The following is a 15,316-nucleotide window of genomic DNA, read 5'->3' on the forward strand; positions in this document are numbered from 1 at the left end:
CGACGCACCAAAAAAAAGCGCGGCCCCGAAGGGCCGCGCCTGGCGGGTGCATCGCCGCGCGCCGCGTCAGTCGATATCGAGGAAGCTGCGCAGCTGTTCCGAACGCGACGGGTGGCGCAGCTTGCGCAGGGCCTTGGCCTCTATCTGGCGGATGCGCTCGCGGGTGACGTCGAACTGCTTGCCGACCTCTTCCAGCGTGTGGTCGGTATTCATGTCGATGCCGAAGCGCATGCGCAGCACCTTGGCTTCCCGCGGCGTCAGGCCGGCCAGCACGTCGCGGACCGTTTCCGACAGGTTGATGTTGGTGGTGTTCTCGATCGGGGACTCCACGTTGGTGTCCTCGATGAAGTCGCCCAGATGGGAGTCTTCGTCGTCGCCGATCGGGGTTTCCATGGAGATCGGTTCCTTCGCGATCTTCATCACCTTACGGATCTTGTCCTCGGGCATGTCCATTTCCTTGGCCAGCTCCTCCGGCGTGGCCTCGCGGCCGTACTGCTGGAGCATCTGGCGGGAAATGCGGTTGAGCTTGTTGATGGTCTCGATCATGTGCACCGGGATGCGGATGGTGCGCGCCTGGTCGGCGATCGAGCGGGTGATCGCCTGGCGGATCCACCAGGTGGCGTAGGTCGAGAACTTGTAGCCGCGGCGGTATTCGAACTTGTCCACGGCCTTCATCAGGCCGATGTTGCCTTCCTGGATAAGGTCCAGGAACTGCAGGCCGCGATTGGTGTACTTCTTGGCGATGGAGATCACCAGGCGCAGGTTGGCCTCCACCATCTCCTTCTTGGCCTTGCGCGCCTTGGCTTCGCCATAGGCCATCGCGCGGCTGATGTCCTTGATGTCGGCCAGGGTCAGGTGCATCGCCTGTTCGACGGCGATGGTGGCCTCCTGCTCGGCGACGATCTGTTCCCGCACGTCGCGCAGGCCGGAGGACCACTTCTGCTTGCGCTTCAGCACCTCGTCCACCCAGCCCAGGTTGGTCTGGTTGCCTTCCCACGCACGCAGGAATTCCTTGCGCGGCATCTTGGCGACGTTGGCGCACAGGTGCAGCACGCGGCGCTCGTGGTCCTTGATCTGCGCCATCACCTCGCGCAGCTTGCGCACCAGGGTGTCGGTCAGCGGCAGCGGCAGCTTCAGGGTGACGAAGGTCTCGGCCAGCTCGGCGCGCAGCTTGGCGACCGCCTTGTTGTCCGGGCCGTTCTTGGCGTGGGACTTCTTGAACTTGGCGTAGCCGTCGGCCAGCACCTGCATGCGGCGCGCGACCTCTTCCGGATCCGGCCCCGTCGGCGCCGCTTCCTCGGCGGTGTCGTCGCCGCTTTCCTCGTCGTCATCGGCGTCTTCGGCCGCATCGGCGACCTCTTCGGGAGCCGGCACTTCTTCGACCGGCTCTTCGACATCGTTGAAACCGACCACCACCTCGGCCAGGCGCTTCTTGCCGGCCTTGTGCAGTTCGTACTCTTCCAGCAGCAGCTCGATGGACCACGGGAAGTTGCCCAGCGAGGCCTGCACCTGGGCCAGGCCTTCCTCGATGCGCTTGGCGATGGCGATCTCGCCCTCGCGGGTCAGCAGCTCGACCGTGCCCATCTCGCGCATGTACATGCGCACCGGGTCGGTGGTGCGGCCACCCTCGGTGTCCAGCGAGGTCAGGGCGGCGGCGGCTTCTTCGGCCGCGGTCTCGTCGACTTCGCGGTTGCCGGTGTTGCCGTCGGCGAGCAGCAGGGTTTCGGCATCGGGCGCGACTTCATGGACATCGATGCCCATGCCGTTGATCATGCCGATGATGTCCTCGATCTGCTCCGGGTCGACCAGGTCGTCCGGAAGGTGATCGTTGACTTCGGCGTAAGTCAGATAGCCCTGCTCCAGGCCCTTGCTGATCAAGAGCTTGATGTCGGACTGCTGGGCAGGACGTTCGTTGGCCATGGAGGTTGCGCCACCGGGGAGTAAGGAAGGGAGAACCCCGTATTATACCAGCGTGGACCGGGTTGGGTTCCTGAATCCCGGCCACCGACAAGGGAAGAACGTCACGGCCGCAGCAGGAAGGTCACCGGCCCGTCGTTGACGAGGCTGATCACCATATGGGCGCCGAAGCGGCCGGTTTCCACCCGTCCCGGGTGCTTTTGCCTGCAGATTTCCACCAGCCGGTTGAATCCCTGTTCAGCTTCCTCCGGCGGGGCGGCGGTGGTGAAGCTGGGACGCATGCCCGAGCGTGTATCCGCCGCCAGGGTGAACTGGCTGACCAGCAGCAGGCCACCCTCCGTATCGACGAGCGACCGGTTCATCCTGCCGGCCTCGTCGGCGAATACCCGGTACCCCAGCAGGCGCTCGGCCATGCGGGCGATCACGGCCTCGCCGTCGCCCGGTTCCACGCCCACCAGCGCCAGCAGGCCGGCCCCGACAGCCCCTACGACCTCGCCGTCCACGGTGACGGTGGCCGAGGTGACGCGCTGGATCAGGGACAGCATGGCAGGGCTCCGCGGGACGGCGCGACAGCATAGCCGCAGCCTTCGCCCGCGCCGGCGCGCCGGGGGGGGCGGCCCGGTTGGCTACACTGCCCCGATGAGACCTGCCACGCTCGCCTCCCTCGCCTACCACGCGGCCGCCCTGGTCGGCCGCCTTCCCTGGCCCTGGCTACGCACGCTCGGCGATGCGATGGCCTGGGCCTGGCGCCGGTCCGACGCCCGCGAGAGCCGGGTGGCGCGGCGCAACCTGGAGATCGCCTTTCCGGACCTGTTGCCCGGACAGCGCGAGGACCTGCACCGGGCAATCCTGCGCACCACCGCCCGCCAGGCGCTGGAGACGCTGCGCTTCTGGACCCGGCCGCCGGCCGAGAACCTGGGCCTGCTGCGCGAGCGGCACGGCGAAGCGCTGTATGACGCGGCGCTGGCCAGCGGCAAGGGCGTGATCGTGGCGGCCCCGCATTTCGGCAACTGGGAACTGCTCAACCAGTGGCTGGCCTCGCGCGGGCCCATCGCGATCGTCTACCGTCCGCCGGAGTCTGCGGCCGGCGACGCCTTCCTGCTGCGGGTGCGCGGCGCGGACAACATCCGCCAGGTGCGCGCGGAAGGCCCCGCCGTACGCCAGCTCTGGAAGGTCCTGAAGGACGGCGGCGCGGTGGGCATCCTGCCCGACCAGCAGCCGAAGGCGGGCGATGGCGAGTTCGCCCCCTTCTTCGGCACGCCGGCGCTGACGATGACGCTGGTCTCGCGCCTGGCCGAGCGCACCGGCGCGACGGTGCTGTTCGCCTGGTGCGAGCGGATCGGGCCCGGGCCGGACTTCGCGCTGCACGTGGAGCCGGCGCCGCCGGGCATCGCCGATCCGGATCCGGTCGCCGCCGTGACCGTGCTCAACCAGGCCGTCGAGCGCATCGCGCGCCGCGATCCTGCGCAGTACCAGTGGACCTACAAACGCTATACCCTGCGGCCGGAAAGCAGCGGCGAGGACAATCCCTACCGCTGAAGGGGATGGACAAGGGGGAATCGATGCGCGTGCGCGGATGGCTGACAGGATGGTTGGCGGGATGGGTCGTGGTACCGGCGATGGCGGCGCAGGGGCCGGCCGCGCTGAACGAAGTCTCGCAGGCGTGGGACCGCTACGCGGAGCTGAGCAGCCAGGAAAAGCCGGAGAGCGTCGACCTGCTGGCGGCGTCCAGCCTGGTCCACTTCGGCTTCCTGCGCGACATGGCGCTGTATGCCTCGCCGGAACAGCTGCGCAGGCTGCCCAGCGGCGACCGCTTCGTGGTCTACCTGCTGCGCGCCACCCAGCCACCCGACGCGCTCAAGGCGATGGACGACCGCGCGGTGGCGACGCTGTGCATGGTCGAGGGCTGGTCCGGGGTGCAGTCCGCCGGCGAGGACCAGCCCCTGCTGGCGCTGTCCAATGTCACCGTCATCGATGACCTGGCCGTGGGCGAAGTGGCGCCGCCGACAGAGAGCCAGTTCCAGTTCGGCCCCGTGCTGGTGCGCGAGGGCGGACAGTGGCGCTACCGCTACGAGTCGATGATGCCGGACGTCTCGGCCTTCATGGACCAGGCCTTCAGGCAGTCCGGGATGGGCGAGGTGCGCAGCATGGAGCTGGCGCTGGCGACGATGCTGGAAGGCGAGCCCCCCCGTCTGGCGCTGCTGGACCGCACCCCGCTGGACGAGGCGGCCAGGCGCACCCGCCTCAACGAGGCCTGGCCGGACTACGCCGCGCCGTTGCGCTGGCGCCTGCGCGCGGTGCGCAGCAAGGCCGAGGCCGGCGATGCGTTCGCCCAGTTCGTCTTCGGCGCGCTGCAGTACGGCGGCGGCATGCCGCAGATGGTGCCCAAGGACACCGCAGAGGGCCTGGCCTGGCTGGAGAAGGCCAGCGAAGGCGGCCATGGGCAGGCCGCCTGGCTCGCTTCGGTGGCCATCACCGAGACTGGCGGGTTCTCCGAAGACGCCATGCAGCGCGCCCTGCCCCATCTTGCGCGCGCCGCCGCGCTCGGCACCGAACCGCAGGCCCTGCTGACCATGGCGCAGTACCACCATGATGGACTGGCAGGCATGGCGCGCGATTGCCGGCGGGCCGAGGAGTGGGCCGCGCGCGCGGAAGAAGCCGGCGCGAAGCAGGCGCGCAACGAACGCGTGTGGATCCTGGCTACCTGCCCGGTACCGGGCCAGCGCGACACCGCCCGCGCCCTCGAGCTGGCTCAGTTCATGATCCAGCGCAGGGACGAACTGGAGTGGCACGAACTGGACACCGTGGCCGCCGCGCTGGCCGCCAGCGGCGATTTCGCGAAGGCTACGCAGTTCCAGACCCTGGCCATCGAGAAGATGCTCGCCGACGAGGAACTCTCCCGCGACCTGCGCGGCCCCACGCGGAAGCGGATGGGCGCGCGCCTGGGCAAGTATCGCAACGGCCGCGATTACGTGCTGGACTACCGGGCCATCGACGAGATGAGGGCAGGCAGGCTGTGATGCAGACCGACACGGACACTTCCATGCCCCTGGCGCCCACCGACGCCTGGCAGGCGCTGCCGGCCCGCGGCGCGTGGCTGGCCGCGCTGGGCGGCGCGGCGCTGCTGTTCCCGCTGGCCTTTCCCGTCTTCTTCGTCTCCCGGGCCACCGATGCGGTGTCGCCGTGGCTGGCCGTGCCGGTGGCCGCGGGCGTGGGCGCGCTGCTGGGCGCCTGGATCGCGGTGAAGCGGCACCGGCGCACGCGCTGGCGGCTGGACGACCGGGGCTTCGCGGTCCGCCGCGGAAACTGGTGGCAGAGCGAAACCCACGTGCCGATCTCGCGCGTACAGCACCTGGACGTGAAGCGCGGCCCTCTGGAACGCAGCGCGCGCTTGTCCACGCTGGTGGTGCACACCGCCGGCACGCGCATGGCCGCCGTGTCGCTGTCGGGGCTGGACGCGGACGACGCCGAGCGCCTGCGCGAACGCCTGGCCACGCAGCTCGACCACGACGACGCGCTGTGAGTGACGGACCCGCCGTGGAGGCCCACGCGCAGGAACGCCGCCTGCACCCGTGGTCGTGGCTGTTCGTGCTGTTGCAGCAGCTCAAGCAGTTCGTGTTCCCGCTGGTCGCGCTGCTGGTGTTCGGCGCCCGCAAGGGCGACGACGGCGACCCCTGGCTGGCGTTCGCGCCCGTGATCGGCATCGCGGTACTGGTGGTGCTGGCCATCCTGCAGTACTTCACCTACCGCTACGTGATCGGCCGCGACGGCCTGACGGTGCGCGAGGGCCTGCTGCACCGTTCGCGGCGCGAGATTCCCTTCTCCCGGATCCACAACGTGGTGGTGCACCAGTCGCTGCTGCACCGGATGTTCGGCGTGGCGGAGGTGCGGCTGGAATCCGCAGGCGGCCAGAAGCCGGAAGCGCAGATGCGCGTGCTGGGCCTGCGCGATGCGCTGGCGCTGGAAGACCTGGCGCGCCACCAGGCCCGCGGCCCCGCGGCGGCGCAGGCCGCCTCACCGGACGGTCCGCCGCAGGCGGGCGAGGAAACGCTGCTGACGCTGTCGACGGCGGAGGTGATCCGCCTGGGCCTGATCTCCAACCGCGGCATGATCGTGGTGGCGGCGGGCTTCGGCGCGGCCTGGCAGATCCTGCCGGAGCGGATGATCGAACAGTTCTTCCGCCAGGGCGCGAAGCAGGCCTTCGGGTATGCCGAACAGCTGCACCTGGGCTGGCTGGCCGGCGCCGCGGGCGTCGCCGCGCTGGTGGTGCTTGCGCTGGCCCTGGTCCGCGCGCTGTCGGTGGTGCTGGCGCTGCTGCAGTTCCACGGGTTCCGCCTGAGCGAGGACGCACGCCGGCTGATGGTGGAGCGCGGCCTGCTGGCGCGCCTGCGCACCAGCGTGGCGCGCCGGCGCATCCAGGCGTGGACGCTGCACGAAGGCGTGCTGCACCGGTGGTTCGGCCGCCGCTCGCTGCGCATCGACACGGCGGTGGCCGAGAAGGCCGGCCAGCAGGACCAGCGCGCGCTGAAGGACCTGGCGCCGATCGCCACGCCCGAGGCCTGCGATGCGCTGGTCAACCACCTGTTGCCGCATGCGGCATGGCCGCGCGCGGACTGGCGGCCGGTCGCCGCTTCCGCCCGCTGGCGCCTGGTGTTGCCGACCTTCACCTGGCTGCTGCCGGCGACCGCGCTGGCCGCATGGCACCTGGGTCCCTGGGCCTGGTGCGCCCTGGCCTGGCTGCCGGCGGCGGCCTATGCCGCACACCGGCAGTCGTCACGGATGGGCTGGTCGCTGGACGGACATCTGGTCGCGGTCCGCAGCGGCTGGTGGTCGCGCTACTGGCGGTTCGCCGAGATCGACAAGCTGCAGGCGCTGCGTCTGTCGCGCTCGCCGCTCGACCACGCCTGCGGCACCGCATCGCTGTGGCTGGACACCGCCGGCGCCAACGGCATCGCCGCCCCGCTGGCCCTGCGCTTCGTCCCCGAAGCCGAGGCGCGCGATGCCTTCGAACGGCTGTCGCTGGCCCTGGCGCGCCGGCGGTTGCGGTGGTGATCCGGCACGGGCGCGGGACCGGGCATCGGTGCCGGCTTCGTTCGCGCGGTCAGCGCGACGGCGTGCGTGCCGCCCGGCCCCAGTAGCCCAGATCGCGCCGGATCTGCAGCCGCCGCAGCAGGCTCGCCACCGGCTTCCGGCCCAGCGCGCCCAACTCCCCCGCGATCAATGCCTCGGTCGCCGCGATGACGCGTTGCGAGGACAAGCCATCGCGGAACGGATGGATGTCGTCGGCGTAGGCCGCGAGTGCCGCCCGCAGCGAGGGGGAAGGGTCGAAGGCCTGCCGCAGCATCGCGCCGAGCCGGTCGGGCGCATCGAAATCCAGCATGTGCGGCTTGGGCGCGCGATTGCGGAAGGTCACCACCGGCTTGCGCTGCACCACGAATTCGCTGACCACCGACGTGGTGTCGGCGACCAGCACATCGGCTGCGCGTTGCGCGCTGACCAGGTCCAATGGATCGACGAAGACCGCATGGGGCCCGCACAGGCTGCGGTAGCGGTCGAACAGCGACGGTGGGCACTTCGGATGCAGCGTCAGCAGCCAGAACCGTCCTCCCTGGGCCACCTCCGCCGCGATGGCGTCGAACAGGTGCGGCGCAGCGCTCAGGCGTTCGGTGAAGGTGGATGCGAACATCACCACCGGCCGCCCCTGTGCGGCCGCGCGCCAACCGTCGGCCAGCGGGTCGTCGCCGCGGAACACGGGGTCCAGCTTCGGCCATCCCGTCTCCACCACCTTGAAATGGCCCTCCCGGGCGGCCAGCTCGCTGAAGCGCGCGGTGGTGGCGGGCCCCTGGGTGCAGTAGAGGTCGAACAGGCCGCGCACACGGAAATGTCCGCGCGCTTCATCGCGCTTCTCGACGTTGAAACCGTGGAACACCTGCACTTTGGCGCCGGACACGAAGGTGGGCACCCCGTTGGCCGCGCTGAAGACCGCCCGCGGCCGCAAGGCCACCGCCCCGCGCGCGTGGGCGACCGGGCGCACGCCGCCGCGCAATGCGGCGCCCTTCGCCCCGCCGACGAACCAGGCATGCACGCCGTGCCCGGCGTCTTGCAGGGCGTCCGCCAGCGGTTGCAAGATGGGCAGCGCATAGCGCTCGGTCCCGAACAGCAGGTACTCCGCCATCAACGTGTCCTCATCCCGCCCGGCTGCGATATCGGCCTGCATTATCGCGTTCAACGAGGCCGACCGCATCGGGGATTGCCTGGCGTCGCTGGATTTCTGCGACGACATCGTGGTGGTGGACTCGTATTCCACCGACAGGACGGTGGAGATCGCGCAGACGATGGGCGCGCGCGTGCTGCAGCGGCCCTTCGACGGCTTCCGCAGCCAGAAGCAGTACGCCGTCGAACAGGCACGGCACGACTGGGTGCTGTGCCTGGACGCCGACGAGCGCGTGGGCGACACGCTGCGGGCTTCCATCCTGCAGGCGCGCGCGGAGGGCTTCGGCACGGCCGCGGGTTACCGCTTCGCGCGGCTGTCCGATTATTTCGGCCGCTTCCTGCGCCACGGCAACGCCTACCCGGACCGGGTGCTGCGGCTGTTCGATCGTCGGCTCGGTGGCTGGCGGGGTACGCGCGAGGTGCACGAGGCCGCCTCGGTCGATGGCCCGGTGCGGACCCTCGCCGGCGACCTGATCCACTACCCCTACCGGTCCCTGGAGCAACAGCTGGCCAAGACCCAGCGCTACGCGCGGATGATGGCCGAGCATGATTTGGCCCGTGGGCGACGCGCGACGCTGACCGGGCTGGTGCTGTCTCCCGCCTGGCGCTTCTGGCGCGGCTTCCTGCTGCGCGGCGGCTTCCGCGATGGCTGGCATGGGCTGGTTTACGCGTACGTGCGTGCCAACTACGTGCGACAGAAGGCGATCATGCTGTGGATGCTCCAGCAGGGGCTCCCGGTCGCGTCGCCGCCGACCGAAGACTGAGGACGGGCCGATGTGCGGAATCGCCGGCGCCATCGCGCCTCCTGGTCGCCTCGACGAACAGGCGCTGCGCCAGCTGGGCACCACGATGGGCGCAGCCATCGCCCATCGCGGCCCCGACGACGCCGGGACATGGACGGACGCGGCCGCCGGCCTGGTGTTGGCGCACCGCCGGTTGGCCATCGTGGACCTCAGCCCGGAGGGCCACCAGCCGATGGTGTCCGACGACGGGCGCTGGGTGATCGCCTTCAACGGCGAGATCTACAACCACCGTGCGCTGCGCGGCGAACTCGCCGCGCACGGCCAGGCATTCCGCGGCCACTCGGATACCGAGGTGCTGCTGGCCGCGATCGCGCACTGGGGCGTGGAAGCCGCGCTCGCCCGGAGCAACGGCATGCTGGCCCTGGCCGCGTGGGACCGGCATGCACGAACGCTGTGGCTGGCACGGGACCGCATCGGCAAGAAGCCCCTGTACTACGGCTGGACCGGGGACGGTACGTTCCTGTTCGGCAGCGAACTGGCCGCGCTGCGCGCCTGCCCCTCCCTTCGCACGGAGATCGATCCGGATGCGCTCGCACTGTTGCTGAGGCTGGATTACATACCGGCCCCTCATTGCATCCTCAAGGGCGTGCGCAAGCTTCCCGCGGGCGCGCTGGTGCGTATCGACGCGACACGAACCGACGGGCGCGCCCTGCCGGACGTGCATGGCTGGTGGGACGCGCACGCAAGGCATGAGGCGGCGATCGACGCCGGGTTCGAGGGCGACGAAGACGGCGCGCTGGAAGCGCTGGACACCCTGCTGCGCGATGCCGTGGCCCTGCGCATGGAGGCGGACGTGCCGCTGGGCGCCTTCCTGTCCGGCGGCACCGATTCCTCGCTGGTCACCGCGCTGATGCAGGCCCAGGCGACGCGGCCGGTCCGCAGCTTCTCCATCGGGTTCGACAACGCCGTCCACGACGAGAGTGCGCACGCCGCCGCGGTGGCGCGCCACCTGCGGACCGACCATACCGAGCTGCGCGCCGACGGCCGTGCCGCGCTGGACCTGGTGCCGGGCATTGCGCGCATTTACGACGAGCCGTTCGCCGACTCCTCGCAGTTGCCGACCGCCCTGCTGTGCCGGCTGGCACGCCAGCACGTCACCGTGGCCTTGTCCGGCGACGGCGGCGATGAGCTGTTCTTCGGCTACGGGCGTTACCTGCGCGCGCTGCGCAACGACGCGCGCCTGGAACGCCTGCCCCGGCGCCTGCTCTCCAGGCTGGCGGGCGATCCGGGCGAGCGTGCGCGCCTGGGCGGCGTGTCCGCATTGCGCGCGGAACTGTCCACGCGCAACCTGCAGGATGTCGCCCGTCACCGGATCAGCCGCTGGCGGCGTCCCGAGCGCGTCGTCCGCGGTGCGCATCCGCTGGCCACGGCGTACGACGATCCTGCCGCCCTGCTCCGCAACGGCACCCCGGCGGACCAGCTGATGGCGATGGATTTCGCCTGCTATCTGCCGGAGGACATCCTGACCAAGGTGGACCGCGCCAGCATGGCCGTCGCCCTGGAGGCGCGCGCGCCCCTGCTCGACTGGCGTGTGGTGGAACTGGCGTGGTCCCTGCCCCTGTCGCTCAAGTACCGCAACGGCACCTTGAAGTACCTACCCAAGAAGCTGTTGTGCCGCTATCTGCCCGAGACGCTGGTGTACCGCGGCAAGTCCGGCTTCGGCGCCCCCGTCGGCGACTGGCTGCGTGGCCCCTTGCGGGAATGGGCCGAGGCATTGCTCGACGAGCGCAGGCTGCGGGAAGAAGGGCACTTCGAGGCCGCGCCGGTCCGCGCGATGTGGTCGGACTTCCTGGGCGGCCAGCGCAAATGGCACACGCATCTCTGGAGTGTGCTGATGTTCCAGGCGTGGAGGGACGCCTGGCGGTAAGGTGACCGGCACGGCGTTGCTGCGCCATCGCCCCCCTCACTGGCGGCAGGTCATCCTTCCACTCCGGGATTTCCCTGGACGGACGCCCTGCGCTGGGGCTGGCACGCGCCCGGTGCGCATCATGGGGCCCACGCTGACCGTTCATGCGGCTTGCGAGGCGTCAATCTGACTGGGGGCTGTCTTGCTGGCAGGCGGCGGCTGGCGCCGCCATCCGAGGTTCGGAGAATTGGCGCCACCCCCAACGGCGGATTCGGATCAGGGCCCAGTCCTTTTTCCCGGATCGCATCCGTCAACAGACCCCGGCCCACCACGGATGATTGTCCCCTCATCGACGCGGCATCCCGAGATGCATGACGCAGGATCCGCCTGCGATGCCCTCCTGCCCGGCTCGACCACACCCCCCATGAAGGTCGCGCTCGTCTCGATGACGCCGGTCTTCCCGGCGAAAGCCGGGCACAGCGTGCGCATCCTGCAACTGTGCAAGGCGATCAAGGCGCTGGGCCACGAACTGACCTTCGTCCACGTCACCTCCAAGCTGGACACGCAGAAACCCGACACGGCGTCGCATGTCGCCTTCTTCGGGACGCAGCACTATCTGCATCTGGACAATGGCCCACGACGGGCGCGCGCCGCCTTCTGGCTGCGCGGAAAACTGCGGCGTCGCTGGCGCAAGATCCTGGGGGGGCTCGGGTACGACCATGGACACTATTCCCGGCTCGACGAGAACTGGCGTGAGGCGTGGACCCATCAGCTGCGGGCCATGGATCGCCGGTTCGATGCCGTCCTCGTCGAATACGCCTTCAACTCCCGTGCGCTCGACGCATTCCCGGCCTCGACGCGCAAACTGTTGGATACCCACGACGCTTTTGCAGACCGGCATCGCCCTTTCGTGGCGCGCGGTTTCCGGAAGGGGTATTGGGTTTCACTCACGCCCGAGGACGAGAACCGGGGCCTGCGCCGCGCCGACGCGGCGATCGCCATCCAGGCGCAGGAAGCCGAGCATTTCCGGGAGCAGCTGGCCATGCACGGAGCGGGCGAACGCAATCCCGAGATCGCCGTCGTCAGTCATTTCATCGGCCTGGAGCAGCCCGTGCCCGACCACAGCGCCGACAATGCCGCGCTCTATGTCGGCACCAACATGCTGTCGAACCAGATTTCGCTGCGGCAGTTCCTGGAGCAGGTGCTGCCACGCGTGGTGAGTGCGGTCCCGGACTTCAAGCTCAGACTGGCGGGCTCGATCTGCAACTGGGCGCCCGATCTCCCCCATGTGGAAAAGCTCGGCTTCGTCGACGACCTGCGTCTGGCCTTCGCCCGCACCCCGCTGTCGGTCAATCCGACGGTCGCCGGCACGGGCATCAACATCAAACTCCTGGATGCGATGGGGGCCGGCGTGCCCACGGTCTCCACGGCCACCGGAGCGCGGGGCCTGGGGATGGAATTCCGAAACGGGCTGCTGGTAGTGCCCGACCACGACCATGACGCTTTCGCGGAGCACATCATCCGTCTGTCGAAGGACGCGGGCCTGCGGCGGTCGCTTGGCCTGGCGGCCTTTGTCGATGCGCAGCGCTGGAACGAAGCACAACTGGCCGCGCTGGACCGTTGCCTGCGTGGTGATGCCTATGCCGAGGTCGTCCCCAGCCGCCATAATCGCTGGCGCGACCCTGCGCGTGAGCCGCTTTCCGCCCCGACCGCCGCATGAAACTCCTTTACACCAATTTCCACAGCGGCAGCGGCGGAGGACACACCACCTACATCCGCGAACTCGCGCGCGGGTTGTCGGGGCGGCACGAAGTGCACGTCGCGGCGCCGGAGGACAGCCGGCTGTTGCACGAAGCCAGGGGAATCCCCGGCCTCCATGCCTTCGCCCAGACCTATCCCAACGGCCTGCGCACACTGCCTGCCCGCAGGCGCGCCTGCGCACGCCTGCACGCGTACCTCGAGGAACACCGCTTCGATATCGTGCACGTGAATGGGTCAGCCGATCATCGCCTCGTGATCGCGGCCCTGAGAGGCCTGCGTCCGCGCCCCCTGGTCGTGCTGACCAAGCACAACACCAAACCGATGCGCGGCCTGCAACACGTGTGGCGTGCACGCGCTGGAACCGACAAGGTGATCGCGGTGTGCGAGTTCGTGCGTCGCCAGCTGAGCCATACTCCGTATCGCCGCTGCCAGCCGGAAACCGTCTACAACGGCGTGGACACCGCGTTCTTCTCCCCCGCCGAAGCGGACCGCCGCACGGATGGCCGACAGCTTTGGATCGGCAGCAACGCCGGGACGGCGGACTACAAGGGATGGACCGACCTGGTGAAAGCCCTGGCATTGCTGGCGCCGGACGAGCGCGAGCGCATCCAGGTCGTCATTGCCGGCCACCCACCGTCGGCGGCCCAACGGCAGATGCTTGCGCGATCCGGCTTGCAGGACCGCTTCCATTTCCCCGGCCTTCTGGACGACGTCCGCCCCACCATCGCCCGCCTGGATGCCGGCTTCGTTCTGTCCCATGACATCGAGACGATCTCCTTCGCCTGCCGCGAGATGATGGCGATGGGCAAGCCCGTGATGGTGACCGACTACGCCGGCCTGCCGGAAAACGTCCGCCCCGGTACCGATGGCTGGATCGTGCCGGTGCATGGGCATGCGGCAATGGCAGCGGCGCTGCGCGACATGCTGAACGACCGCGAAGAAGTCCTGCGTCGCGGCAGGGCTGCCCGCCACCGCGCGATCGCCGAGTTCGGTATCGGGACCTTTCTCGATCACACCGAGGCCGTGTATGCGCGGCTGCTGCAAGGAGCACCCGCGCCCGACTCCGAGCGTGGTCCGGACCGGGACCCGGCGTCCCCGGACAGGCTCAGCGGCGAAGCAGGCCACTCGCGGCGTCGCAGGACTGTGCGGACGCCCGACATGCCTGCCTCACCCCGACCAGCGGCCGGCCCACCGAGGGTCGGGTAAGCGCGCGCACCGAATCCGGTCATGGCAACGCGTCGGGAGCCTCCGGATGGACCGCGCCGAGCCCACGCCTCGCGCCTTCCTGCCCGTCTCCGCTGGCCCCCCTATCCCGGGCCGTTCTCCGCCGCCGGGCCGATTGAACGGTTCGAAGGCGCTGCGGCGTCGCCAGGCGCCATCCCCATGCCCAGCAACAGTCCGACCAGCACCACGTAGGCGCTGGTGCTGAGGGCATGGGAGAACATCGACTGGGTCAGCCCGGACACCATGTAGGCCGTCACCAGGATCACCGCGGCCCAGGACGGACCGACGGGTGCGCGCAACCGATTGCGCCGTACCTGAAGGACCGCGACCACCAACGGCACCCCGTACAGCGCCAGCAACGCGGCCAAACCCGGAATTCCCATCGTGGCGGCCCACTGCGCGACATCGTTGTGCGCATGCTCCAGTCCACAGAAATGCCGGGACGCGCCCTGGCAGTAGGTGCTGGCGTCGACCCGCGACGCGAAGGCCTCGATCCCCGCACCCGTGAGCGGCGCTTCGCGGAATGCATCCCACGCCACCGACCACAACGCCAGGCGGGCGCTGATCGGCTGATCCACCTGGCCCCGTGCATAACCCGCCACGTCCGCGTGCAACTGGTCGAGCCGGAACTGCGTCGACAGCCATGGCACCGTCCACAACGCCGCGAGCAGCAAAGCCAGCGCGGTGCCGGTGGCGCCCAGCCGCCACCCACGATGCCCTGCCTCGCCGCCTGCCAGCAGCATCAGCACCACCAGCCCCAGGCCGGGCAGCACGCCACGGCTGCCGCTGAGGATCACCGCAACCACGGCCAGCGCCACCAGCACGGCCAGCAGCAGCTGCATGGGAAACCCGTTGCGGGGCGGCCGGCAGAACATGCCCACCACCAGCAGCGCCAGCACGGCGTTCGCGAACACGATGGGGTTGGCCTCGCCGCCCGCACGGTCCGCGCCCAACGACGCCTGCACCACCGAGACCGCGAATGCGAGCGCCAAGCCGGCCAGCGCGCCATACCAGAGACTCGTCACGCGCACGCGCGTCGTCCAGGCCAGCCAGGCACACCACGGCAGCAACAGGGCGCGCGCCGGATTGTCGAGTGCGGACGTGCCTGCACCGCTGCCCCACATGGACAGCGAGGCGACGCCCAGGACAGCCAATGCCGCACCCAGCAGGACGTGCAATGCGCGCGGTGCGCGCTCGTCACGGCCACGCCAGGCCTCCGGCAACGCCAACAGCGTGGCCACCAGCATCAGCACGGCGAACACCGACAACCCCTTGGGCACCACCAGCAATGCCGGGGCGCTGAACCCTGACAGCCACGCGAACATGCGCGCGACATCCTGTCGATGATCGCTCCTGCCTTGCATTGCCCTGGATCCTGCGCTGTACGACGACACGTTCATGAAGGCGGCGAGCGGGACCCCATCGTGATGCCCGAGTCTGCGCCTTCTCCGTTCCCTTCACGTCAAGGTGAGGTGAACAGCGGCGCCTGCCTTCGTCTCAAGTATCGCGCATTCGGGGAATGGGCCGCCAACGAGCACCACCAGGCAGCGTG

Annotated in this window: 12 protein-coding genes; 8 read left to right on the forward strand and 4 right to left on the reverse strand. The window is 69.7% G+C overall.

The genetic code is table 11. The features are described from left to right. Window positions 1–66 precede the first annotated feature (66 nt). Both rpoD and dtd read right to left on the reverse strand, forming a co-directional pair. Window positions 67–1,920: an RNA polymerase sigma factor RpoD gene (gene rpoD / locus MUU77_RS16965; protein WP_245089396.1), complete on the reverse strand. Its 1,854-nt coding sequence runs from the start codon at window positions 1,918–1,920 to the stop codon at window positions 67–69. A gap of 101 nt (window positions 1,921–2,021) precedes the next feature. After that, a complete protein-coding gene (gene dtd / locus MUU77_RS16970) occupies window positions 2,022–2,462 on the reverse strand; it encodes a D-aminoacyl-tRNA deacylase (RefSeq protein ID WP_245089399.1) in 441 nt (146 codons plus the stop codon). A gap of 94 nt (window positions 2,463–2,556) precedes the next feature. Between dtd and MUU77_RS16975 the strand changes: the two genes are divergently transcribed. From MUU77_RS16975 to MUU77_RS16990, 4 genes are read left to right on the forward strand one after another with little or no spacing between them, the layout of a single operon-like run. Beyond that, the gene (locus MUU77_RS16975; protein ID WP_245089402.1) at window positions 2,557–3,456 is read left to right on the forward strand and encodes a lauroyl acyltransferase; all 900 of its coding nucleotides are present in this window, start codon (window positions 2,557–2,559) and stop codon (window positions 3,454–3,456) included. Window positions 3,457–3,461: 5 nt separating this feature from the next. After that, window positions 3,462–4,937 carry a hypothetical protein gene (locus MUU77_RS16980; protein WP_245089405.1) on the forward strand — a complete coding sequence of 492 codons (1,476 nt, stop codon included), beginning with the start codon at window positions 3,462–3,464 and terminating at the stop codon, window positions 4,935–4,937. A 23-nt stretch (window positions 4,938–4,960) separates the two neighbouring features. Then, the gene (locus tag MUU77_RS16985; RefSeq protein WP_245089408.1) at window positions 4,961–5,440 is read left to right on the forward strand and encodes a PH domain-containing protein; all 480 of its coding nucleotides are present in this window, start codon (window positions 4,961–4,963) and stop codon (window positions 5,438–5,440) included. Further along, a complete protein-coding gene (locus MUU77_RS16990; RefSeq protein WP_245089411.1) occupies window positions 5,437–6,969 on the forward strand; it encodes a PH domain-containing protein in 1,533 nt (510 codons plus the stop codon). The genes MUU77_RS16985 and MUU77_RS16990 overlap by 4 nt, the downstream gene beginning before the upstream one ends. Before the next feature lie 49 nt (window positions 6,970–7,018). On the opposite strand, the gene MUU77_RS16995 is transcribed toward MUU77_RS16990, so the two are convergent. Continuing rightward, window positions 7,019–8,095 (reverse strand): CDP-glycerol glycerophosphotransferase, encoded by a 1,077-nt coding sequence (locus tag MUU77_RS16995; protein WP_245094621.1) that lies wholly within the window; start codon window positions 8,093–8,095, stop codon window positions 7,019–7,021. A 1-nt stretch (window position 8,096) separates the two neighbouring features. Between MUU77_RS16995 and MUU77_RS17000 the strand changes: the two genes are divergently transcribed. The 4 genes from MUU77_RS17000 to MUU77_RS17015 all read left to right on the forward strand — a co-directional run bounded on the left by MUU77_RS17000 (window position 8,097) and on the right by MUU77_RS17015 (window position 13,746). Continuing rightward, the gene (locus MUU77_RS17000; protein ID WP_245089414.1) at window positions 8,097–8,894 is read left to right on the forward strand and encodes a glycosyltransferase family 2 protein; all 798 of its coding nucleotides are present in this window, start codon (window positions 8,097–8,099) and stop codon (window positions 8,892–8,894) included. A gap of 10 nt (window positions 8,895–8,904) precedes the next feature. Then, window positions 8,905–10,800, forward strand: a complete 1,896-nt coding sequence (gene asnB / locus MUU77_RS17005; protein ID WP_245089417.1) for an asparagine synthase (glutamine-hydrolyzing) — start codon at window positions 8,905–8,907, stop codon at window positions 10,798–10,800. 403 nt (window positions 10,801–11,203) lie between these two features. Then, window positions 11,204–12,499 carry a glycosyltransferase gene (locus MUU77_RS17010; RefSeq protein ID WP_245089420.1) on the forward strand — a complete coding sequence of 432 codons (1,296 nt, stop codon included), beginning with the start codon at window positions 11,204–11,206 and terminating at the stop codon, window positions 12,497–12,499. 92 nt (window positions 12,500–12,591) lie between these two features. Beyond that, window positions 12,592–13,746, forward strand: coding sequence for a glycosyltransferase family 4 protein (locus tag MUU77_RS17015; protein ID WP_245089423.1), 1,155 nt, complete (start codon window positions 12,592–12,594; stop codon window positions 13,744–13,746). 101 nt (window positions 13,747–13,847) lie between these two features. Here the strand turns inward: MUU77_RS17015 and MUU77_RS17020 are convergent, their stop codons facing one another. Beyond that, window positions 13,848–15,089, reverse strand: coding sequence for an O-antigen ligase family protein (locus MUU77_RS17020; protein WP_245089426.1), 1,242 nt, complete (start codon window positions 15,087–15,089; stop codon window positions 13,848–13,850). Between the last annotated feature and the right edge of the window lie 227 nt (window positions 15,090–15,316).

This window comes from Pseudoxanthomonas sp. F37 (genome assembly GCF_022965755.1).
In the GTDB taxonomy this organism is placed as follows: domain Bacteria; phylum Pseudomonadota; class Gammaproteobacteria; order Xanthomonadales; family Xanthomonadaceae; genus Pseudoxanthomonas_A.

What these genes read in the sequence shown, in the direction of transcription:
- rpoD (WP_245089396.1), bottom strand. Translation starts at nt 1,920, where the DNA reads ATGGCCAACGAACGTCCTGCCCAGCAGTCCGACATCAAGCTCTTGATC.
- dtd (WP_245089399.1), bottom strand. Translation starts at nt 2,462, where the DNA reads ATGCTGTCCCTGATCCAGCGCGTCACCTCGGCCACCGTCACCGTGGAC.
- MUU77_RS16975 (WP_245089402.1), top strand. Translation starts at nt 2,557, where the DNA reads ATGAGACCTGCCACGCTCGCCTCCCTCGCCTACCACGCGGCCGCCCTG.
- MUU77_RS16980 (WP_245089405.1), top strand. Translation starts at nt 3,462, where the DNA reads ATGGACAAGGGGGAATCGATGCGCGTGCGCGGATGGCTGACAGGATGG.
- MUU77_RS16985 (WP_245089408.1), top strand. Translation starts at nt 4,961, where the DNA reads ATGCCCCTGGCGCCCACCGACGCCTGGCAGGCGCTGCCGGCCCGCGGC.
- asnB (WP_245089417.1), top strand. Translation starts at nt 8,905, where the DNA reads ATGTGCGGAATCGCCGGCGCCATCGCGCCTCCTGGTCGCCTCGACGAA.
- MUU77_RS17010 (WP_245089420.1), top strand. Translation starts at nt 11,204, where the DNA reads ATGAAGGTCGCGCTCGTCTCGATGACGCCGGTCTTCCCGGCGAAAGCC.
- MUU77_RS17020 (WP_245089426.1), bottom strand. Translation starts at nt 15,089, where the DNA reads ATGTTCGCGTGGCTGTCAGGGTTCAGCGCCCCGGCATTGCTGGTGGTG.